The 20,753-nt window shown below is 71.2% G+C and carries 15 protein-coding genes and 1 pseudogene; 13 read left to right on the forward strand and 3 right to left on the reverse strand.

The features are described 5' to 3' along the window. Positions 1 to 40 precede the first annotated feature (40 nt). Genes WMF29_RS05295 through WMF29_RS05305 form a run of 3 tightly spaced genes read left to right on the forward strand, consistent with a single transcriptional unit; the run spans position 41 to position 1,753 of the window. The gene (locus WMF29_RS05295) at positions 41 to 904 is read left to right on the forward strand and encodes an inositol monophosphatase family protein (protein WP_437327788.1); all 864 of its coding nucleotides are present in this window, start codon (positions 41 to 43) and stop codon (positions 902 to 904) included. 28 nt (positions 905 to 932) lie between these two features. After that, positions 933 to 1,571 carry an NADPH-dependent F420 reductase gene (locus WMF29_RS05300; protein WP_437327789.1) on the forward strand — a complete coding sequence of 213 codons (639 nt, stop codon included), beginning with the start codon at positions 933 to 935 and terminating at the stop codon, positions 1,569 to 1,571. Between the two features lie 47 nt (positions 1,572 to 1,618). After that, entirely contained in the window at positions 1,619 to 1,753 is a 135-nt protein-coding gene (locus WMF29_RS05305; RefSeq protein WP_437331081.1) for a hypothetical protein, read from the forward strand. 3,630 nt (positions 1,754 to 5,383) lie between these two features. Here the strand turns inward: WMF29_RS05305 and WMF29_RS05310 are convergent. Continuing rightward, complete coding sequence (locus tag WMF29_RS05310; protein ID WP_437327790.1) at positions 5,384 to 7,825, reverse strand: alpha-glucuronidase family glycosyl hydrolase; 2,442 nt, start codon at positions 7,823 to 7,825, stop codon at positions 5,384 to 5,386. Between the two features lie 245 nt (positions 7,826 to 8,070). Between WMF29_RS05310 and WMF29_RS05315 the strand changes: the two genes are divergently transcribed. The 3 genes and pseudogenes from WMF29_RS05315 to WMF29_RS05325 form a co-directional block, all read left to right on the forward strand. After that, positions 8,071 to 8,295 (forward strand): hypothetical protein, encoded by a 225-nt coding sequence (locus tag WMF29_RS05315; RefSeq protein WP_437327791.1) that lies wholly within the window; start codon positions 8,071 to 8,073, stop codon positions 8,293 to 8,295. Positions 8,296 to 8,388: 93 nt separating this feature from the next. Beyond that, entirely contained in the window at positions 8,389 to 9,354 is a 966-nt protein-coding gene (locus tag WMF29_RS05320; RefSeq protein ID WP_437327792.1) for a class I SAM-dependent methyltransferase, read from the forward strand. A 499-nt stretch (positions 9,355 to 9,853) separates the two neighbouring features. Next, positions 9,854 to 10,078, forward strand: a pseudogene (locus WMF29_RS05325) (cellulose binding domain-containing protein); the annotation flags it as partial. Here WMF29_RS05325 and WMF29_RS05330 read toward each other — a convergent pair. Next, a complete protein-coding gene (locus tag WMF29_RS05330) occupies positions 10,066 to 10,389 on the reverse strand; it encodes a hypothetical protein (protein WP_437331263.1) in 324 nt (107 codons plus the stop codon). The pseudogene WMF29_RS05325 and the gene WMF29_RS05330 sit on opposite strands and share 13 nt — an antisense overlap. Positions 10,390 to 10,456: 67 nt before the next feature. On the opposite strand from WMF29_RS05330, the gene WMF29_RS05335 reads away from it, so the two are divergent. Next, positions 10,457 to 11,548: a glucuronyl esterase domain-containing protein gene (locus WMF29_RS05335; protein WP_437331082.1), complete on the forward strand. Its 1,092-nt coding sequence runs from the start codon at positions 10,457 to 10,459 to the stop codon at positions 11,546 to 11,548. A gap of 29 nt (positions 11,549 to 11,577) precedes the next feature. Here the strand turns inward: WMF29_RS05335 and WMF29_RS05340 are convergent, their stop codons facing one another. Then, positions 11,578 to 11,895, reverse strand: coding sequence for a hypothetical protein (locus tag WMF29_RS05340; protein ID WP_437327793.1), 318 nt, complete (start codon positions 11,893 to 11,895; stop codon positions 11,578 to 11,580). Positions 11,896 to 12,425: 530 nt separating this feature from the next. Between WMF29_RS05340 and WMF29_RS05345 the strand changes: the two genes are divergently transcribed. The 6 genes from WMF29_RS05345 to WMF29_RS05370 all read left to right on the forward strand — a co-directional run bounded on the left by WMF29_RS05345 (position 12,426) and on the right by WMF29_RS05370 (position 20,752). Further along, positions 12,426 to 14,678: a heparinase II/III domain-containing protein gene (locus tag WMF29_RS05345; protein WP_437327794.1), complete on the forward strand. Its 2,253-nt coding sequence runs from the start codon at positions 12,426 to 12,428 to the stop codon at positions 14,676 to 14,678. A gap of 187 nt (positions 14,679 to 14,865) precedes the next feature. After that, positions 14,866 to 16,092 carry a glycoside hydrolase family 88/105 protein gene (locus WMF29_RS05350; protein ID WP_437327795.1) on the forward strand — a complete coding sequence of 409 codons (1,227 nt, stop codon included), beginning with the start codon at positions 14,866 to 14,868 and terminating at the stop codon, positions 16,090 to 16,092. 238 nt (positions 16,093 to 16,330) lie between these two features. Then, on the forward strand, positions 16,331 to 17,167 hold the full coding sequence (locus tag WMF29_RS05355; protein WP_437327796.1) for an ABC transporter ATP-binding protein: 837 nt from the start codon (positions 16,331 to 16,333) through the stop codon (positions 17,165 to 17,167). Beyond that, complete coding sequence (locus WMF29_RS05360; RefSeq protein WP_437327797.1) at positions 17,164 to 18,285, forward strand: efflux RND transporter periplasmic adaptor subunit; 1,122 nt, start codon at positions 17,164 to 17,166, stop codon at positions 18,283 to 18,285. The genes WMF29_RS05355 and WMF29_RS05360 overlap by 4 nt, the downstream gene beginning before the upstream one ends. Continuing rightward, positions 18,282 to 19,508: an ABC transporter permease gene (locus WMF29_RS05365; RefSeq protein WP_272100475.1), complete on the forward strand. Its 1,227-nt coding sequence runs from the start codon at positions 18,282 to 18,284 to the stop codon at positions 19,506 to 19,508. The genes WMF29_RS05360 and WMF29_RS05365 overlap by 4 nt, the downstream gene beginning before the upstream one ends. Further along, positions 19,505 to 20,752 (forward strand): ABC transporter permease, encoded by a 1,248-nt coding sequence (locus WMF29_RS05370; RefSeq protein WP_437327798.1) that lies wholly within the window; start codon positions 19,505 to 19,507, stop codon positions 20,750 to 20,752. The genes WMF29_RS05365 and WMF29_RS05370 overlap by 4 nt, the downstream gene beginning before the upstream one ends. The last annotated feature ends 1 nt before the right edge of the window (position 20,753 follow it).

Here is a 20,753-nt window from a genome sequence, read left to right on the forward strand (position 1 = left end):
GCTCACGAGCACGCGCGAGCCGCTCGCCCGAGGAGGATTCATGTCGATTCATTCCGATCATTCCGAGCAGATGAACAACGATGCGATGGGGCGAGGCCGAGGCGCGGGCCGCGCGGAGGACGAGTCCCTGCTGCCCGCGGTCGTCGCGGCGCTCTCCGTGGCAGGCGAGCGGCTCGTCGGCCGCTTCTCGACAGAGCCGCGCCCGAGGAGCCGAGAGGACATCTTCGCCGCGCTCGGCGCCAACGATGCGGTCTCCCTCGATGCGCTTCGCGAGCCCTTGTCGCGCGCTCGCCCGGAGGCCCGGTGGGTCGAGGACGAGCTCGAGTGCGGGCCCCTCCCGCCAGGGGAGTGGTGGGTCACCGACACCGTCGAGGGGAACATCAACCACGTTCACGGGATGGCGGACTGGTGCGTCACGGCGACCCTCGTCCGCGACAACGAGCCGGTCCTGACAGCGGTGCACCTGCCCTTGACCGGCGACACGTACACAGCCCGGAAGGGCGCCGGCGCGACCCTCGGGACCAGGAGGATTCGAGCGTCGGCGAAGACGGAGCTCGGCGCTGCCTTCGTCGGGACCGGCCAGGCGAGGCCGGGCGAGGACGAGGAGACGTACCGGCGGATTGGCATGTCCGTCACCGCGATGCTCCGAAGCGCGCTCGTCCTGCGCGTCTCGGTCCCGGCCACCCTCCAGCTCATTCAGGTCGCGGCCGGCCGGATGGACGTCTTCTGGCAGTACAGCCAGATCCGCTCCGGGCTCCTCGCAGGGGCGCTGCTCGTCGAGGAGGCAGGGGGCGCGGTCACGGACACACGCGGGGAGCGCTGGAGCCTGGCCAGCGAGGACTTCCTGGCTGCGGCGCCCGGGCTCCACGCCGGCGCGGCCTTCGTCCTGTCGACCATCCGATGAGGGGAGGGGGCTGAACATGGATCACGTCATGGGAAACATTGGAATCCTCGGTTCGGGCCGCGTCGCCACCGTCCTCGCGAACAAGCTCGCGGGCGCCGGGCACGCCGTCACGATCGGCGCCAGAGACCCGGCGCAAGCCGCTGTGAAATGGTCGGGGGCGCGCGTCGAGCTCAGGGATCACGCGGAGACCGCGCGCCTGGCCTCGATCGTCATCAACGCCACCCCGGGGGACACGAGCGTGGAGCGGCTCGGCGCCCTCCGCGACGCGCTGAAGGGAAAGATCCTCGTCGACGTCTCCAACGCGACGCTGCGCGGCCGAGACGGCCTCCCCGGCAGCCTGCTTTACCCGAACGGCAGCGTCGCCGAGCGCCTGCAGGCTGCGCTGCCCGAGACGGCCGTGGTCAAGACGCTGAACACCATGCTGTTCACCGTCATGGCGGATCCCACGAGCCTGCGCGCGGCCCCGACCGCGTTCCTCTCCGGCAACGACGAGGGCGCGAAGGCGGTCGTCGGACGGTTGCTCGGCGATCTGGGCTGGCCGGCCGGCTGGATCGAAGATCTCGGAGACATCGAGACCGCTCGCGGCCCCGAGGCGGTCGCCTTGCTCGTCCCCTCCGTGCTGCGAAGGCGAGGGCTCGCGCCGTTCGCCATCGCGCTCGCCCGGTAAAGGGCGACGGGATGGCGACGCGGCTCTCGTACCTGTTCTGGGGCACGATGCCCGACGAGCAGCTGCGCGCGGCCGCGCAGGCGGGGGAGGACCATCTGGCGCCGCGGCGTCGCGCGATGAGGGCGAGGCCCAACAGGGCGACGATGAGACCGAGGTACCCGGACCTGCTGCCAGCGCGGTGAAAGCTGCATCGTGCGTCGTTGCTTGTGTCGTCGGTCACGTCATTTCTGCTGCTGTCGGCGGCAACGCTGGAGGTCCCGCCGCCCCCGCCATTCGCTGCTCGGCCACCCGCGCCCGGCTCCGGGCCGCCGTTTGCGCCCACCCCCGGATCCATACCGCCATTTCCGCCCGCGCCCGGCTCCACATTGCCGCCTCCGCCCGTACCGAGCCCGGCGCTGTCGCTTCCACCCGCATCGCCGCCGCCTGCGCCGGGTCCGGGCGAGGGCTCCCAGCGGAGCAGCCGCGAGACGACGCGCCGCGTGCGCGCGGCAGGGCCGAGCTTGTAATAGCTCAGGAGGAACCGGCCATCCTCGCCGCGGGCCAGCATCGGCGCATTGCAATCGTCATCCACGAGCAGCGCCTCCATGCCCAGCGTCCCATCGGGGGCCACGGCGCGGATCCGGAGCCGGTGCGTCTCCGCCTCTTCCCACACCACCTGGTAGCTCGCGCCGCCCCAGGCCACGGCCGCCGCGTAACCAGCGCTGGTCGGCGAGATCAGGAACGCTTCGCCCCGCCAGCCGCCCGTGCCGTAGATTCGACCGCGCACCGGCCTATCACCGCCCTCCGGCCAGCCATCGACGGACTCCGTCCAGACAACGAGCGTGTCCGTGCCGTCCGTCGCCCCGGCGATGGCGGCCGATGCGCTCGACAGCAGGAAGCTCTCCCCGACGTCCCCCGTGCGGCTCACGGGGACGAGGCGCAGGCCCGCATTCCAGTAGGCCACCAGGTAGTCCTGCCCGGCGTGGAGCGGCATCGCGTGCGACTCCGCCCCGACCGAGGGCGCGATGGGGAACACCGGGCCAGCGCTCCCCGAAGCGTCGAGCAGACGGCCCGACGCGGTGTACACGAAGGGCTCCTCCGCGGTCCTCTCCACGAAGGTCACCAGATAACCGTCGCCGTTGCCGGCGACCGACGGTATCGCCGACAGGTGGAGCGACGAGATAGCGACGCTCTCCCCGAGCGCGCCGTCGCCCGACACCCGCCGCAGGTGATCCCCGCCGGCGCCGATCGCGCTCCAGGTGAGCATCGACGCGCCCTCGCCGTTCGAGGCCAGGTCGATCGCGAAGGCGCTGCTCGCGAGCTCGATCCCGACCGGGGTGACAACCTCGCCGGCCGCGCTCACGCGCACAGCGCGCGCGGTCGTCCGCTCTCCTTCCGGTTCCGGGTCCGGCTCGTCGGTCCAGGCGACGAGGTAGCTCTCGCCGGTCCAGACCACGCGCGGGGGGCCTTGCCTGCTTGGCAGGGGGCTGAGCCCGAGCCGACCCGCGGCCACCTCGAGATCCGGGGTGATCAGGCTGCCCTCGATGCCCTGGCCGTGGAACGCGAGCAGGAAGCGCGAGCCGTTCCACGCGAGCGAGCTCCGGTCCGGATCCCGGACGGAGCGAGGCGACCCGTCCGCGAGCCTCACGTCGTCGGTCCCCTGCACGACGCCGTCGGCCGAGACGCGGGCCCCGTACATCGCGCGACCGTCCCGCTCGTCGGCCCACGCCACGAGATAGCTGCTGCCGTCGAACGCCGCGACGGGGGCCCCGGTGCCCGGGCTCGGCCGCGAGATCGGGAAGTCCCTTGCCGTGATCGCGCCGTCTGCGCGCAGCACCGCGCCCCGGATCGTGCTCGTGGGATCGTCCCGGACCCATGTGGCCAGGAAGCTCGTCCCGCCGGACGCGAGCGCGACCAGCCGCGCGTTGTCCGGCCCCTCCGAGATCGGAACACCGCCGGTGTCGAGCGCCGTCCCGTCGCCGGCCACCCGGGCCGCGCGGACGGCGCGCGCACCGCCGCCGGCGACGTCGTCGTCCCAGGCCACGACGGAGACGTCCGCGCCGGCGTCGACCGCCGGGCGCGACGCGCGGCCGCTCGTGGAGAGGACGCGCTCGGCGCCGGGAACGGCCCTGCCGCTCGGGTCGATCAGGGTCGCGCGGACGTCGTCGGCCCCATCGTCGGCGAGGCTGAGCCAGGCGGTCACGAAGCGCTCCCCGTTCCATTCGACCGAGGGATACACGCCCTCGTCCGCCGTCGAGACCGCGAAGCTCGCCGACCCTTCGAGCGCGCCGTCGGGTCGCATCACGCGGCCGCGGATGGTGATCCGGTCGTCGGCGCCGTACTGGCTCCAGGTGACGAGGTAGCGGCCTCCTCCGTACGCCACGCTGGGCAGGTACTGCCCGGCGGACGCCTCGCCCAGATCCAGCCAGTCGGGATCGAGCACCTCCCCGCGCGCGCCGACGCGGACCGCGCGGATGCGCGACAGATCCTCGAAGACGACGACGTAGCTCGTCCCGTCGGTCGCGATCTCCGGAGTGACCCCGACGTCTTGCTGGACGGACACGGGCGGCTCCGTCCCGATCTCCGGGCCCACCTCCGGATCGAGCAGCGCCGGATAGCCGCTCTCCTCGACGACCGCGGCGGGCACGCGCAGCTCGATGTGGCCGTCCGCCCAGCGGGCGGGCACCGGAACGCGGCGGCCCGACGCGTCGATCCACGCGCCGTGGCCGTACACGAACCGCTGCCCCGGCGCGTCGCCGAGGACGAGGCCGCGGGCGTCGCTCGCGACCGATGGCGCGGCGTCCGCGGCGCCGAGCCGGGCGCTCACGCGCACGACGAGATCGCCGCGCCCCCCGGGCCGCTCGGGGAACCGGAACGCCTGCTCGGCGTTCGCCTCGTGGTTCTTCCATAGCTCGCTGCAGGTCGCGAACGCGCGCTCCGCGCCGCCATCCGCCGCGATGCGCGCGCGGCCCTCGCCGTCCACGCACTCGTAGCCGGCGCGGGCGATCGATCGCGTCGTCAGCGTGAGCGCGCCTCCGGGCTGGAGCTCGCCGGGCGCGCCCTCGAGGGGAGGCCCGCGGAGCGCGCGGCGGCGCGCCGCCAGCTCGGCGGCGGAGCGCGCCTCGACGAGCGCCTGGAGCTGCCTCGCTCGCCCCCTGCGTGCCGCCCTCGCCGAGGGCTTCGCGCGGATCCGCGCCGCGCCGCCATCGAGGTCGAGCCGATGGGCGGCGCCCTCGGCGGAGAGCCCTCGTCGCGTGGCTCGAAAGCTCGCCCGCGCCCTGCTCACGATCCGCTCCAGCTCGACCGGCGCGGCGCCGCTCGGCCGGAGCGCGCGCGCCGCGGGGCGCTCGGCAGGACCATTCCCCGCCGCCTGCGGTCCGGGCGCGCTGCAGGCCGAGGCGCACCCTGCCATCAACAACAACAATGCTCGACTCGAAGCCAGCGTCATAAGGCACCTCCTGACGGCCTTGGCAGCCGACGGGCATCACGCCGTTCTCTGATGGATGAGCCAGCGGGACGGTAACAGCGCGCGTGCGCTCACGTCGATCGTCGACCACGACGAGGTCATGCGATGACTCCGATATTACGACCGGGCTACAGCGGGGTGCAGGTTCGTGCGCTACGGGCTCAGCCGCGTCGTTCGGCTCGCTGCGGCGTACCGTTGTACGCCTCACTCACCTGCCTTGCGGCTGAGCCCTTATCACACGAACCTGCACCCCGCTTCCGATCGCGGAGCCAGCGAGAGCCAGAGGATGCTGTGCGCTCGACAGGGGCAGGGACGTGAAGATCGCCAGCGGGCCAGAGCGAGCCGGCCCGCAGCTCTCACTACGCTCTCACTGGAGAATGGCCGGGGACGGATTCCCTGTATAGACTTGCGAGCAGCGGGGCTTCTTCACGTCGGATGGACAGCGGAGCCCCTGGTAGAAGCTCAGCGTGTTCGCCAGGGGAGCGTAGCCGCTCGGGACCTGGAGCTTCGACACCGAGCCGAAGTAGGCGAGGCAGGCGTCGCGCCACCAGCGCGCCTCGTAGTGCTGGATCTCGAGGAAGTCGCTCACGTCACCGAAGCGCTTGCCATCGATACGGCCCTCGACGGACTTCCATGTCTCTCGCATCACCCCCACCTCATCGACGCCCTGGCTGTAACGATGGACGAGCTCCTCCCAGACCGTCCTCCCCGACTTCGCCTTGTCTTGCCAGCCGACGCGGTGGAAGAAGAGCAGGAGATCGTCCGGCACCGTGTCCCGGCTCCCGAACTTCTGTCCTACCTGCGCAGCGTACTGGGCGACAGCGTTGCTGCCCGACGAGGTGCGGTTGAAGCCGATGCTGTTCGCGTCCGCCTTGTGATAGTAGACCGGGTTCCACTCGGCGCGGCTCAGGCTGTTCAGCCACGGCCCTGGCCCGTAGTGATGGTCGTTGCCCATGATGTGGACGAGGCCGAGGGGCGTCATGTAGTCGACGAGCGCCTTGCGGGACTCCATCATGATCTGAACGACCGGCTCGACGACGACGGGGTCGTTCGAGAAGGTCTGCCGGACCCACTCCTCTGCGATGGCCTCCGAGGAGAGGTCCGGGTTCCACGCCAGGCGCCCGAACACGTACCAGTTCGCCTGGTTCATCTGCGACCCGGTCCAGTTCGCGTCGTCACCGACGTTGGCGACGCCCGAGATCGCGGTGGTCGTATACTTGTGGAGGGTGCCGTCGATGACCCGCGCCACGGTCGAGCCCTCGCCGGCCGCGTAGGTGTCCGCCTTGAGGACCTCCTCGTAGAGCGGGCCGAGGTAGGCGAGGTGCGTGTCCTCGCCGAGGTACTCCTTCGTGATCTGGAGCTCGAGGGCCAGCGGCGTCTTCGGCATGGCCCCGAACAGCGGATGGAACGGCTCTCGCGGCTGGAAATCGAGCGGGCCGTTCTTGGCCTGCACGAGGACGTTGCTCTTGAATTTGCCGTCCAGAGGCTTGAACTCTTCGTAAGCCTGCTTGATGCGGTCCGGGGGGCTGGTGTCCGAGTAGACGAAGGCGCGCCATATCACGATGCCATCGTGCGGCGCGAGGGCGTCGGCGAGCATGTTGGCGCCGTCGGCGTGGGTCCGACCGTAATCTTGCGGCCCCGGCTGCCCCTCGGAGTTGGCCTTCACAAGGAAACCCCCGAAGTCGGGGATCTGCTGGTAGATCTCGTTGACCTTGTTCGTCCACCATTGCTTGACGCTGGAGTTGGTCGGATCGGCCGTGCTCAGGTTGCCGATCTCGACCGGCGCGCTGAAGCGGGCCGTGAGGTAGACCTTGATGCCATAAGGGCGGAAGACGTCGGCGAGCGCCTTGACCTTCGTGAGGTACGAGGGCGTCAGGACCTGCGCGTTGGCGTTCACGTTCGTCAGCACCGTCCCGTTGATGCCGATGGAGGCGTTGGCCCTCGCGTAGTCCTTGTAACGGGGAGAGATCGTGCCGGGCAGCGCGCTCCAGTCCCAGATGGATCGGCCCGCGTAGCCGCGCTCCACGCTGCGATCGAGGTTGTCCCAGTGGTTCAGGATGCGGTGGCCGATCTTCGGAGAGCCGGTGAGCGACAGCTTGTCGAGGGAGCTGTGGCTCTGGACGTGCCGGAGGAGCGCGAAGGTGCCATAGAGCACGCCCACCTCGGAGTTGCCCGCCACGGCGATCACCGGCTGGCCCCCGACGTCGGCGGCCTCGACGAGGTAGCCCTCGGGGCCCAGGGCTCCGAGGCGCGATGCGAGCGGCAGGCCCTTGATGGCGTCCGAGGTGGCCGTCCCGATCACCACGGCGCCCGGTCCCTCGACGGCCGCGCCGGTCTCGACGGTTCCACCCGTCAATCCGCTCAGCCCTTTGACGAGCTCGGCCTGGGCGACGTCGAGGCTCGCGCCGGTCCCCGACTTGACCACGCGCTTGAAGGCCGCCTGATACTCCGCGAGGCGCCCCGGAATCGGCACCTTCGGGTACCTGAGCCAGAGGTCTGCGCCCGTCTCGTCCGGCAGGGCGTTCGGCACGGGGTACTCCTCGTCGGAGCCCGGCATTCCGCCCGTGCTCCCGGTCGATGCGCCCGTGTCCACGCCACCCTGGCCGACCGAGGCGCCGCCGCCCGTACCGCTGTTCGCGCCGCTGCTCGCGCCGCCTGTGCCGGTGGCCCCGCTGGGGCTCCCCGACGAGCTGGAGCCGCCGCTGCCGGTCACCTCGTTCGGCTCATCGGTGCCGCTCGAGGAGCAGGCGCCCGCGAGCGCCGCGCTCAAGAGCCCGACAACGAGGAGCGGTACCCTCAGGATCTTCATCGAGTGAGGCCGTCTGGTGGGCGGTCGACCCGCGCAACGTGACATCTTGTTTTCCGAAGGAGGCGCCATCTGAATCAGCCTTTCCATGGAAGGTGGCTTGGGAAATAGAGTGAGCAAACCGGTTCACCGATCTCGAGGGTGAATCTCGACGCCCGTCAAGGGCTAAACGCGCCGTGAAAGACCGCAGAGCACCGCGGCTTCGCCATGCCTGCCCCGCCTCGTCAGAGGTCGCTCCTTGTACGGTCGTGCGCGAAGTGTTCAGCGCTCCTGCATCTGGGCGGGGTCAGGGCAAAAACCGTCAGAAATGCGGGCTGAAGCCGCCAATCCTCGTGATCGACGCGCCTTCCGCTGCGAATGCTCACCCGATCGCGCTGCGGTCCAGTATCTCCGACACCGACGTGCTCAGGCGCGACGGGGCGAGGGCCGATCTGGCCAAGTGGATGAAGTGGACGGCGCCGACGCTCGAGTGACCGCCGCCGTCCGGGCTCGCTTCCAGAGGCCCGGCGTGGCGCCGCATCGTGGAGCGGCGCCGGGCCGCGCGGTGGCTGTGTTATGCCATGGCGGTGTCCAGCGCCGCTGATCCCTCGGCTCCTCCGCCGCCGCCCGCCTTCGAGGCCAATGACTACAGCTGGCTCGTCGGCTTCGAGGGTGACTGGCGCGACACCTGGTGGAACCGCGATTTCGTCGAGCTCATCGCCCGCCGGCTCCGGCTCGACGAGGTGCGCGCGGCGGTCGACGTCGGCTGCGGCGTAGGGCACTGGGGTCGCACCCTCCTGCCCGTGCTGCACGGCGATGCCACCCTGGTGGGCGTCGATCGTGAACCGTCGTTCGTCGCGCGCGCCGCCGCCGAGGCCGAGGCGTGCGGGGTCGCGGCGCGCACGTCGTACCGGGAGGGCCTCGCCGAGGCCCTCCCGCTGCCCGACGCGAGCGTCGACCTCGCCACGTGCCAGACGGTCCTGATGCACGTCGCCGACCCGCTGCGGGTGCTGCGCGAGATGCGCCGCGTCCTGCGCCCCGGCGGCCTCCTGCTGGCGGTCGAGCCGAACAACTTCGCCGAGAAGGCCACCGCCCTGGTCACCGCGCCCGGCCTGTCGCGCGCCGACCGGCTCGCGCTGCTCGAGCTCGAGGCCATCTGCCAGGACGGCAAGCGCGCGCTGGGACAGGGGGACAGCTCCGTGGGCGAGCGGCTGCCAGGCCTGTTCCGAGAGGCAGGGCTCGGCGATCTCCACGTGTGCCAGTCGGACAAGTGCGCCGCGCTGATCCCGCCCTACGAGACGCCCGCGGAGCGCGCGGAGCTGCGCCAGGTGCTGGCGTGGATCGACGGCGGCATCTGGCTCGGAACGGGCGGCACCCGCGATCAGGCCCACGCCTGGTATCTGGCCGGCGGCGGCGATCCGGCGCAGTTCGAGCGGCTGTGGGCGATCGCCATGCAGGAGGCGCGCGCGTGGAAGCAGGCCGCGCTCGCGCGCACGCTCGGCGGGGCGGGCGGGGTGACGTTCTATCTGGTGTCGGGGCGCAAGCCGGCGTGACGCCCCGCCTCGGAACGGCGTAGTTCGACGATCGCGCGCGCCCAGGCAGCCTGAGCGACGACGGCACGATCCGGAGGACCGACTCAGCGGGAGACTGCTGAGCGCTCGCTCCTTGCAGCTGCGTTTCCGAGTCGCTCTTGCTTTCTCATGGTGCCCCGCCCCACCTCGGGGTATCCGCATGTGAGTAACTGTCCGACGAACACCGTGGTTGCCAGGCATGAGGTCGGCAAGGTCCGCGAGGTGTTCATGATCAGGCGCACGCTGGCCGGGAATATTGAGCCCTACCAATAGAACGAGGGTTCGCGGGTGCATGTATCCACCTTGAGCAGAAGCCCGCGACTCAGCTTTTTCGATCACGGAGAACCTTATGCGTACCACTCACTTGCTTGGCTACATCTCGGCTGCGTTCGCGTTCGGTCTGCTTGCGTGTGCCGTCGAGCCCATCGACGAAGAGGAGCTCGACACGCTGGACGGCGCACTGGACAGCGCCGACGGTTCGATGTCGGCGGATATCGCGATTCAGTCGGACTGGGGGAGCGGCTACTGCGCGAACGTGACCGTGAAGAACAAGTCCCGCTCCCCGGCCACCTCCGCCTGGAACGTGGGCGTCAGGCTCAACGGCGCGACCCTGGCCAATTCGTGGAACGTGAACGTCACGCAGTCGAGCGGGCAGTTCACCGCCACGAACGTGAGCCACAACGGAGCGATCACTCAGAACGGCTCGACGACGTGGGGGTTCTGCGCAAACGGCAGCGGGCGGCCCGCGGTCGCGTCGGTCACCGGCAGCGGAGGCACGGTCGTCGGTACGGGAGCGTCCTCCTCATCGAGCAGCAGCTCGAGCTCGTCGTCGAGCAGCAGCTCCTCGTCGAGCAGCAGCTCGTCGTCGAGCAGCAGCTCGAGCTCGTCGTCGAGCAGCAGCTCCTCGTCGAGCAGCAGTTCGGGGGCGGGCGGCTCGGGCGGGGCAGGCGGCTCCGGCGGCGCGGGCGGCTCCGGTGCGGGCGGCTCCGGCGGCTCCGGCGGTGCCGGAGGGAGCACGGGCGCGGTCGAGGACAGCGGCGCGAGCTGCCCCAAGCCGACGTTGCCTGCCGCCTCGTCTCTCCCGGTGTTCGATACGCATCACGATCCGTTCCTGAGCTTGAGCGGTTCACGCATCACGAAGAAGTCGGAGTGGGCGTGCCGGCGCGCGGAGATCAAGTCGCAGGTCGAGACGTATGAGTCCGGATCGAAGCCCGTGGTGTCCAAGGACAACGTCACGGGGCAGTTCTCGGCGAACAAGCTGACGGTCAACGTCAACGAGGCAGGGAAGAGCGCCTCCTTCTCCATCAACATCAGCCGGCCTGCCGGGGCGCCGACTGGTCCGATCCCGCTCGTCATCGGCATCGGCGGTTCGAATCTGGACAACACCGTGTTCAGCCAGAACGGCGTCGCGATGGCGACCTTCGACAACAACGCGATGGGCGCCCAGAGCGGCGCCGGCTCGCGCGGGACGGGCACGTTCTATAACCTCTACGGCAGCAACCACTCGGCCAGCTCGATGATCGCGTGGGCCTGGGGCGTGAGCCGGATCATCGACGCTCTGGAGAAGACCCCGGGCGCCAACATCGACCCGAAGCGCATCGCCGTGACGGGCTGCTCGCGCAACGGCAAGGGGGCCCTCACGGTGGGCGCGTTCGACGAGCGCATCGTGCTGACGATCCCCCAGGAGTCGGGCGCCGGGGGCTCGGCGAGCTGGCGCGTCTCGCAGGCGGGCGCGAGCGCCGGGGAGAACGTGCAGACGCTGTCCAACGCGGCCAACGAGCAGCCGTGGTTCCGCGCGAACTTCGGCTCGACCTTCGGCAACCGGGTGACGTCGTTGCCGTTCGATCATCACATGGTCATGGGCCTCGTCGCGCCGCGCGCGCTGCTCGTCATCGACAACAGGATCGACTGGCTCGGCATCAACAGCACCTTCACGGCGGGGTCGATCGCCCAGCAGATCTGGAAGGGGCTCGGGGTGCAGGACAAGATGGGCTACTGGCAGACCACCGGCCATAACCACTGCGCGTTCCCGTCCTCGCAGAGGGCGGCCCTCGAGGCGTACGTGAAGAAGTTCCTCGTCGGCAACGGCACCGCGGACACCAACCTGCTCAAGGGCGACGGGGCGACGGCCGACCTGGCCAAGTGGATGAAGTGGACGGCGCCGACCCTCCAGTAACCGCGCAGGCCGAAGGGGCGGCGTCGGTACTACGCGCTCGCGCGGGCCCCTCCTTGGCCCTGGCGCCCGCCGCTCAGCCGCTGTCCGAGGAGCTGCTTCGCGCGCTCCGCGAGCCGCAGCTCCTCCTGCCGGACCTCGCTGAAGAAGGAGGCGAGCTCTTGATCACCCTGCTTCTTCGCATCCTGGATGTACTGTGAGTGGGTCTCCGCGCCCTTGAGCACATGGTAGAGCACGCTGACCAGGTTGTAGTCCTTGTCGGAGACCACGCTGCTCTCGCTGCGGCCCTCCTGTAGGCCGGCGCCCTGCTGCCCCTGCGCGCCCGGTCCCTGCTTCTGCTCGGTCGCCATATCGAACCTCCTCGACTCCCCCCACCGGGGCGGGGCAATGCAAGCGGGAGACCGCCCAGCAGGAAGCCCCCGTGTCGAGGGCCCTGCGCGAGCGGCGCGGTGGCTCTACCCCGCCCGTCGCGTTCCGCGGCAGCAGGCAGACGCCCGCGCAGGATCGCACCACCCTGCGCGCGCACCCCCTCACGCGGAGATGGCCGCGGGCGCGCTCGACGCAGCCCGCGCCAGGCCACCGCAACAGGCGCTGCTCAGCTCGCATGACACGCTCCCCGTGGCGCCTGCCACGCTGACCTGACGGCCTTACAGGAGGCTCCTCCTTTCCCGCATTCTCCTCGCGACCGCGCGTAGCCAACGTTGTTCTCTCCGCTCTGGTTGGATCTTCCAGTGTGCCATTGGCTGCCGAGACTGCCTATCGCGGGCACGTGGTGATCGCCCCCACGGCAGCGAGAACTCGGGCGGCTCGAGGCCCGGACGAGCTGATACGCTGCGCCTCACGCACCAGCTCGTCCCTCTGAGCCCGCACCCATCCTTCCATGAAATCACGTTCTCGCGGCTTTCCTCTCCCTCTTCACACCCTCGCTCCGGCGCTCGCGTGCGCCGCGCTCACGGCCGCGGCGTGCGGCACGGACGCCCCCGGGCCGAGCGAGCCGCGGGACACCGGCGTCCATCCTCGGCTCCTCGCGCGCCCGGAGCACCGCGATCTCCTGCGCTCGCGGGTCGATCGCGAGCCCTACGCCTCGATCCTCGCCACCCTGAAGCGCCGTGCCGACCGCCCCTACGAGGAGGAGCCCGACCCCGCTTCATGGGACTACAGGACGAACGGCAACAACGCCTCGACGGCGCAGGCGAATGCCCTCCTCGCCTGGGCGTTCGAGGACCGGGCGGCGGCCGACAAGGCGCGCGAGTTCCTGCGCCGCCTGGAGACCAACTGGGACACGAACACGGTCCTCGACATGAACATCCGGATGGCGAAGGTCCTCATGGGGTACACGAACGCGTGGGATCTCCTGAGCGCCACGCCGTGGTTCCCCGCAGAGGAGTCCGCCCAGGCCGAGGGTAAGATCACCGACATCACTGGTCAGTTTTTCGCCAAGTACCTGGAGCAGGATTTCTATCGAGATCTCCTGCTGCGCCCGGCGCAGAACAACCACCCGATCCGGACCGCGGACGCGATCGGTTATGTGGCGCTCGCGTTCCCCGAGCACCCGGCGGCCTCGACGTGGTGGAACTGGTCGATCTCGGAGCTCGACTACCTCTGGGGCCCGGAAGGCCAGTACGTGCAGCCCGACGGCGGGGCGTCCGAGGGCCCGTATTACTCCGGCTTCGCCTGGGGGCCCACGGCGGCGTTCTTCATCGCCCTCGACAACGCGCTCGAGGGCGAGGTGGCCTTCACGCGCGACTGCCGCACCCGGTCCGACGAGGACCCGTGGGCCGGACACGGCTGCGTCGACGGCGAGCAGGGCGCGCTGGAGGTCCCGCTGCGCGGCGGGCTCTTCACGAAGGCCGTCGACTGGTCGCTCTCGCTGCGCCTCCCCTGGGGCAGCCGGCCTCCGGTCGACGACGGCGTCTTCACCCCGTTCAACGGGGGCTCGCTGCTCACCTCCTTCGGCGGAGGCGGGGAGTACCTCTGGGACTGGGAGCAGAACCGCGACCCCCAGGCCATGGAGTTCGGCGCCGACCTCATCGCCCATCACCTGCTCTACGTCGACGACGTCGTGGCCCCCGAGGCGCCGCGCTTCCTCACGCGTTTCTTCCCCGACACCGGCCATGCGGTGTTCCGCTCGGACTGGGGCGACGACGCGCGCTGGCTCCTGCTCCTCGCGGAGCACGGCTCGGCGCGCAAGGCGATCCACGACCACGTGGACGGCACGTCGTTCTCCCTCGCGGCCTACGGAGAGTACCTGTTGATCGACGCGGGCTACTACAAGCCCGATTCGCTCGACAACGCCAAGACCAGCCAGTCGCCGTCGCACAACGTGATCCTCATCGACGGCCGATCCGCGCCCGACAAGGGGCTCTTCGACGATTTCGGCGACGCGGACGCCTTCCTCCGGAACACCCACGACGGCGACGCCGTCGATTATGCGGAGGCGCACCAGGACTACCAGGACACGCACGTCGAGCGATCCGTGGCCTTCATCGACGGCCGCTACTTCGTGGTCGGCGACCGCCTCTCGACGTCGCACCCGGCGGCCCGCAAGCATGCGTGGCGGCTGCACGGCTACGCGGGGCTCACGTCCGGCGGCACCTTCGAGCTGCTCCCCGACGGCGGCCGATGGGAGCGGGCGCGGGCGGGCGTCGAGGCGCGCGTGCAGTCGACGTCGCCGGGGCTCGCGGTCGTGGAGCCGCCGTACACTCCGCTCACGGTGCCCCACGTCCACGAGTTCGAGGAGGACCGCAAGGCCGCCGACCACGCCGTCATCGACGCGACGGTGGAGGCCGAGGCGCCGGGGTTCCTGGCGGTGCTCCTGCCCTACAAGGTCGGCGTGGCCGCGGGCCCCGACGCGCCGCTCCAGGCGGCGCCGATCGCGGCGGAGCCCGGCGTGGTCGCGTGGCAGATCGAGAGCGACGGCGGGACCGACGTGGCGGTGCTGAGGAGCAAGGGAGCCCCGGAGGCGCTGGAGCTGCCCGGGGGGCAGGTCCTCGAGACCGACGCGGAGCTCGTCGTGCTGCGGATCGAGGGCGAGCGGCCGTTCGCGCTGATGGCCCGGGGCACGAGGGTGGTCCTCGACGGGAAACCCCGGGTCACCTCGCCCGACGCGCGCGGCATCGCCGTGGAGGAGTGAGATGCCCCGTCGCGAACGTGGACCTGGACGTGAACGCGGACGTGAACGTGGTCGTGGTCGTGGTCGTCGACGACAAGAGCGTGGACGTGCACGTTCTGCCGATCCCTCGGTTCACGACCACGTTTACGACCACGACCACGACCACGACCACGACCACGTTCACGACCACGTTCACGGCCACGACCAGATGCCGCCGAGCGCGCGCACTCCCCTGTCGCGCCGGTCGTCGCCCTTCCGCGCGCTGCTCGTCGCCGTCGCCGCATGCGCCGCCGCGGCCAGCGGGTGCACGGGGGAGCCGGACGCCGGGCAGCCGGCCAGCTCCGGCGCGGAGTGCACGCCGACGTCACCGTCGGCGGACGACGCGTTCGCGCGCGAGCGCGCGCCCGACTCCGAGAGCATCGCGCTGGCGCGCGCCGTCGCCGACCGCTGGATCGCCGAGCACCCGGCGGAGGCGCTCCCGTGGGACTGGGGCGAGGGCACGGTCATGCTCTCGCTGGTCGAGCTCTACCGCGTCACGCAGCACTCCCCCTACCGGGACTACTACCGGCGCTACATCGACCACCACCTCGAGTACGGCTACGAGATCACGACGAGCGACCGGTGCCCGCCGGCCATCGCCGCGCTCGAGCTCCACGAGGAAACGTGCGCGGCCCCCTATGCGAAGGTGGTCGACGACGTGCTCCGCTACCTCTACGAGGAAGCCCGCCGGACGGAGCAGGGCGGCATCAGCCACCTCGGCGTGTCGCCGCTGTTCGAGCCCACCCTCTGGGTCGACTCGCTGTTCATGTTCGGCAACGTGCTCGTCCGCGCCGGCGAGCGCTCGGGCGAGGCGCGCCCGCTCGACGAATTCTCGAATCAATTCCAGATCTTCGCGTCGCTCCTCCAGGACGAGCCCGGGCTCTTCCGGCACGCGTACGACTGGCCGGCGCCGCAGGATCCGGACGTGTACTGGGCGCGCGGCAACGCCTGGGTCACGGCGGCCGGCTACGAGTACCTCCGCGTGCGCGCGGCGCGCGGGGAGCGCGACGACGCCGTGGCCGGTGCGCTCGATCGGCAGGTCGCGGCGGTCCTGGGCGCGCAGGACCAGGACAGCGGCCTGTGGTGGACCATCATGAACCGCCCGGGCGAGATCTACCTGGAGACGAGCGCGACGGCCCTCTTCGCCGTCGGGCTCGCGCGCGGGCTGCGCCACGGCTTCCTCGACGCCTCGGTGCGCCCCGCCATCGACCGCGCCATGGCGGGCGTGCGCTCGCGCATCGAGGAGGACGGCTCCGGGCGGCCGGTCGTGACCGGAACCTCGGGGCCCACGACGGTGGGAAAGCTCGAGGATTACGCGGCGGTCGAGCTCCGCGACGACCTCTCGTACGGCGTCGGGGCCGTGATCCTGGCGCTCGTCGAAACGTCCGGGCTGTAGCTCCGCCAGCGCCACGCCCGCCGTGGCCTCGGCGCGCGACCGCCGCGCTCCTGCGCTGCGGTTGCCTTGCTGCTGCGCTTCGCCTACGCCTCAGCGCGCTCGCCGGCCTTCGCAGCGTGATGGCCGGAGCGACGAGCGCGGCGCACCCTGGTGCGTCACGCGCGGGTCAGGTGAACCGGGCTCGCGCGCGCCGCGGCCGTCCCCGTGGACGGCGCGCAGGCCACCGCCGAGGACCCTCATGTCTGCACTCGTGAAGCTCGACGCGATCACCAAGGTCTACTGGATGGGCGAGGTTGAGGTGCAGGCGCTCCGCGGCGTCTCGCTGGAGCTCTCGCGGGGCGAGATGGTCGCCATCATGGGCGCCTCGGGGTCGGGCAAATCGACGACCCTGAACGTCATCGGCACGCTCGACCGCCCCACCGGCGGCCGTTACCTCCTCGACGACGAGCCGGTCGAGGAGCTCGACGAGGTCGAGCTGGCCCAGCTCCGCAACCGCAAGATCGGGTTCGTCTTCCAGTCGTTCAACCTCCTGCCGCGCGACACCGCCCTCGCGAATGTCGAGCTGCCCATGGTCTACGCCGGCGTCCGACCGACCGAACGGCGGGCGCGGGCCGCGCGGGCGCTCGCGCGCGTCGGCCTCGACGACCGGGCGCACCACCTGCCGAACCAGCTGTCCGGCGGCCAGCAGCAGCGCGTGGCGATCGCCCGCGCGATCGTCAACGAGCCGCCGCTCCTCCTTGCCGACGAGCCGACCGGCGCGCTCGACTCCGCCACCACCCGGCAGGTCATGGAGCTCTTCTGCGCGCTGCACGCGCAGGGGATGACGGTGGTCGTCGTCACCCACGACCGCTCGATCGCCGACTACGCCACCCGCGTCGTCACCTTCAGGGACGGCGCCATCGTCGAGGACACCGGCCCTCGTGGCCGTCGCGTGGACGTCTCGTCGCCGGTTCCTGGACCAGCGTCGTCGGTTCCTGGACCAGCGTCGTCGGTTCCTGGACCAACGTCGTCGGTTCCTGGACCAGCGTCGTCGGTTCCTGGACCGTCGTCGTCGCCTCCCGGAGGCCTCTCGTGAGCGCCCGGCGTCGGCGGCGCCTCTGGCCGTGGCTCGTCGGGGCGCTGGCGCTCGCCGGGGGCGGGGCCGTCGTCCTCGCGAAGGCCGGCTCCGGCCCCGCGCCCATCGACCCCGCGCTCGTCGTGACCGCGAAGCGCGGCGACCTCGCCGTCGAGATCCTCGAGACCGGGCGCATCGAGGCCCGCGAGCAGGTCGAGCTCAAGTCCAAGGTCGCGGGCCAGGTCGCCCAGGTGCTCGCGGACGAGGGCGCCCGGGTCCAGAAGGACCAGCTGCTGCTCGTGCTCGACCCGACCGACTACGAGCGCGAGGTCGCCCGCGCCGAGGCCGAGCTCGCCCGGGCCAGGGCCGCCGCGGGCTTCGCCAAGCGCGTCGTCGCGCAGCGGACCGCCGGCGTCGAGGCCAGCGTCGTCCCCGCGCAGGAGCTCGACGTGGCCAAGCACGACCTCACCGAGAAGACCGTCGCCATCCGGCTCGCCGAGGTCGCGCTCAGCGCCGCCAGGGACCAGCTCCGGTACACGAAGATCGCCTCGCCCCTCGACGGCACCGTCATCCAGCGCAACATCGAGCCCGGCGAGGTCGTCACGCCGGGGGTGCAGTCGACCTTCAACGGAAAGGCGCTGCTCACCGTGGCCGATCTCTCGACGCTCGTGGTGAAGGTCGACCTCAACCAGATCGACGTGGCCAAGGTCGCGCTCGGCCAGACGGCGACGCTGACGCTCGACGCGCTCCCCGGCAAGACGTACGCGGCCAGGGTCACCAAGATCGCGCCCGCCTCGGTGAAGCTCGAGGGCCGCGAGGTCGACGTCTTCCCGGTCGAGGCCGAGCTCACCCAGATCGACGGCCTCATCAAGCCCGGCATGACCGCCGACGTGCGCATCCGGCTCGACAGCCGGCCGGGCGTCGTCTCGCTGCCCATCGAGGCCGTCGCCGACGAGGGCGGCAAGCAACTCGTCACGCGCGTCGTCGACGGCCCCGACGGCAAGCAGACGACCGAGAAGGTCGAGGTCGCGCTCGGCGCGCGCAACGATCGCGACGTCGAGATCGTGAACGGCGTCCCGGAGGGGGCCCGCGTGCTCATCAACCCGCCCTCGGCGGCCGCGAACGAGACGAAGATGTGAGGTGGTCCGCCTACCTCGCGATCGCCGCGAAGGCCCTCTCGGCGCACAAGCTGCGGTCGCTCCTGACCGTGCTCAGCATCACGCTGGGCGCCTTCGCCATCGTGCTCATGACCTCGCTCGCGGAGGGCGGCCTGCTCACGCTGGGCCGCGGCATCGAGCAGCTCGGCGGCGCGCGGCTCATCCTCGTCGCCCCGAAGGCGCCGGAGCGCGCCGAGCGGAAGAAGACCATGTACGTCACCGGCTTCACCCGCCGGGATCGCGATCGGCTCGCGCGCGGCGTCCCCCACGTCGCCGAGCACACGATGTACGCCATGCTCGGCTCGCGCGACGTCACCTCCGACGAGGGCAAGGAGGATCGCACCGACTTCGTCGCGGCCGACAGCGGCTTCCTCGACGCCTTCCGGATGCACGTCGCGCGCGGCCGGACGTTCTCCGACGAGGAGGATCGCCGCAGGGCCCGGGTCTGCGTCGCCGGCCCGAAGCTCGCGGCGCGGCTCTGGCGCGGCGACCCGATCGGCCGGTGGGTGACGGTCGGGACCCTGCGCTGCCGGGTCATCGGCGTGCTCGCCGACGCCGATCGGATGGGCGTGAACTTCGGCTTCAGCTGGGTCGACCTGCTCGTCGCCCCGTTCGACACGGCGGCGGACGTCGAGAAGGCGGTGGGCACCTCGGCGCTGCTCGTCATCAAGACCGACGACGTCCGCAACAACGACCCGGTGAAGCGCATCATCAACGCGCTCCTCGTCGACCGCCACCACGGCGTCGACGACTTCACCCTCCTCGATTTCAGCAGCATCATGCAGAAATTCGAGGCCGTGTTCGCCACGATGAAGGCGATCGTCGGCCTCATCGCGGGCGTCGCGCTGCTCATCGGCGGCGTGGGCGTGATGAACATGATGCTCGTGAGCGTGTCCGAGCGCGTGCGCGAGATCGGCATCCGCAAGGCGCTCGGCGCGTCGCCGCGCGACATCAGCGCGCAGTTCCTGGCCGAGGCGGCGCTGCTCTCGGGCTTCGGCGGCCTGCTCGGGGTCGTCGGCGGCGCCGCCGCGGCGGAGCTCGCCTCGTCGATCATCCTCCGCTTCACGCCGAGCTGGGTCGGCGCGGTCTCCACGCCGGCCGTTGTCGCGGCGCTGCTCGTCTCCTCCGGCGTGGGCGTGGTCTTCGGGTGGCTGCCTGCCCAGCGCGCGGGCCGGCTCGATCCCGTGGCGGCGATGCGGCGATGAGGCTCGACGATCTCCTCCACTCGACGCGCGCCGTGGTCGCCGACCGGACCCGCGCCGCGCTCACGCTGCTGGGCATCATCATCGGCACCGGCTCGATCGTGCTGCTCGCCTCGCTCCTCGCGGGCGGCGAGGAGGCGCTCCTCCGGGCGAGCCAGCAGGCCGTTGAGGCCGACCTCATCCAGGTCCACCCCGCGGAGGTGAGCGTCGGCGACCGGCGCCGCACCCGGCGCGATCTCTCGCGGGACGACGCCAGCGCGCTCGCCGCCTCGCGCGCCCTCGGCGGCGCCTCGGCCCTGAGCGAGTCGGTGCGCCCGACCGAGGCCCGCGCCGGCGGCAAGAAGAAGCGGATCTCCCTCGTCAGCGCCGTGCCGGCGGCGCCGGCCCTCTACGACCTGGAGCTCGCGGCGGGCCGGTTCCTCGTCGAGGCGGATCTCGCGGCGCGGCGGCGCGTGTGCGTCGTCGGCCACGAGGTCTGGGCCGAGCTCTTCGGCGGCCCTCCGGCGCGGGCCGCGCAGGCCGAGCCCCTCCACATGACGGCCGACGGCCACGTGTGGACGGTCGTCGGCGTGCTCCAGGACCGGCCGATCCTCGGCTCCACGGACGACACGAACATCTGGAACCGCAAGGTCCTCGTCCCGCAGACCACCTACGACGCGCTCTACGCGCCGTCGCACAAGACCGACCGCCTGTACGTCCGGCAGGATCCGCTCGTCACGGTCCGGACGCCGCTCGCCGCGCTCCGCGGCGTCATCGACGCGACGCTCCAGCGCCGCCACCACGGGGTCAAGAACTTCAGGATCGAGGACAAGGACAGCCACGGCCAGGAGCAGCTCGTCCTCGACATCATCAAGATGCTGCTGCTCAGCACCGGCGTGGTCGCGCTGATCGTGGGGGGCATCAACATCATGAACATCATGCTGGTGACCGTGACCGAGCGGACGCGGGAGATCGGCATCCGCCGCGCCGTCGGGGCCTCGCCGCGCGCGATCCTGCTGCAGTTCCTGTGCGAGGCGGCGGCCGTCTCGCTGCTCGGCGGCGTGCTCGGCGTGCTCTCGGGGCTGGCCCTCTCCTGGCTCGCCGGCGCGCTGCTCGCGCAGGTGGTCGGCCGCTGGGCGTTCCAGGTCGAGCCCTGGTCGCTCTTCCTCGGCCTCGGCCTCTCGGTCACGATCGGCGTGGTCTTCGGCTTCTACCCGGCCTGGCGCGCCGCGCGGCTCGACCCGATCGAGGCGCTCCGCTCGGAGTAGC

Source organism: Sorangium sp. So ce381, from assembly GCF_051473845.1.
GTDB lineage: Bacteria > Myxococcota_A > Polyangia > Polyangiales > Polyangiaceae > Sorangium > Sorangium atrum.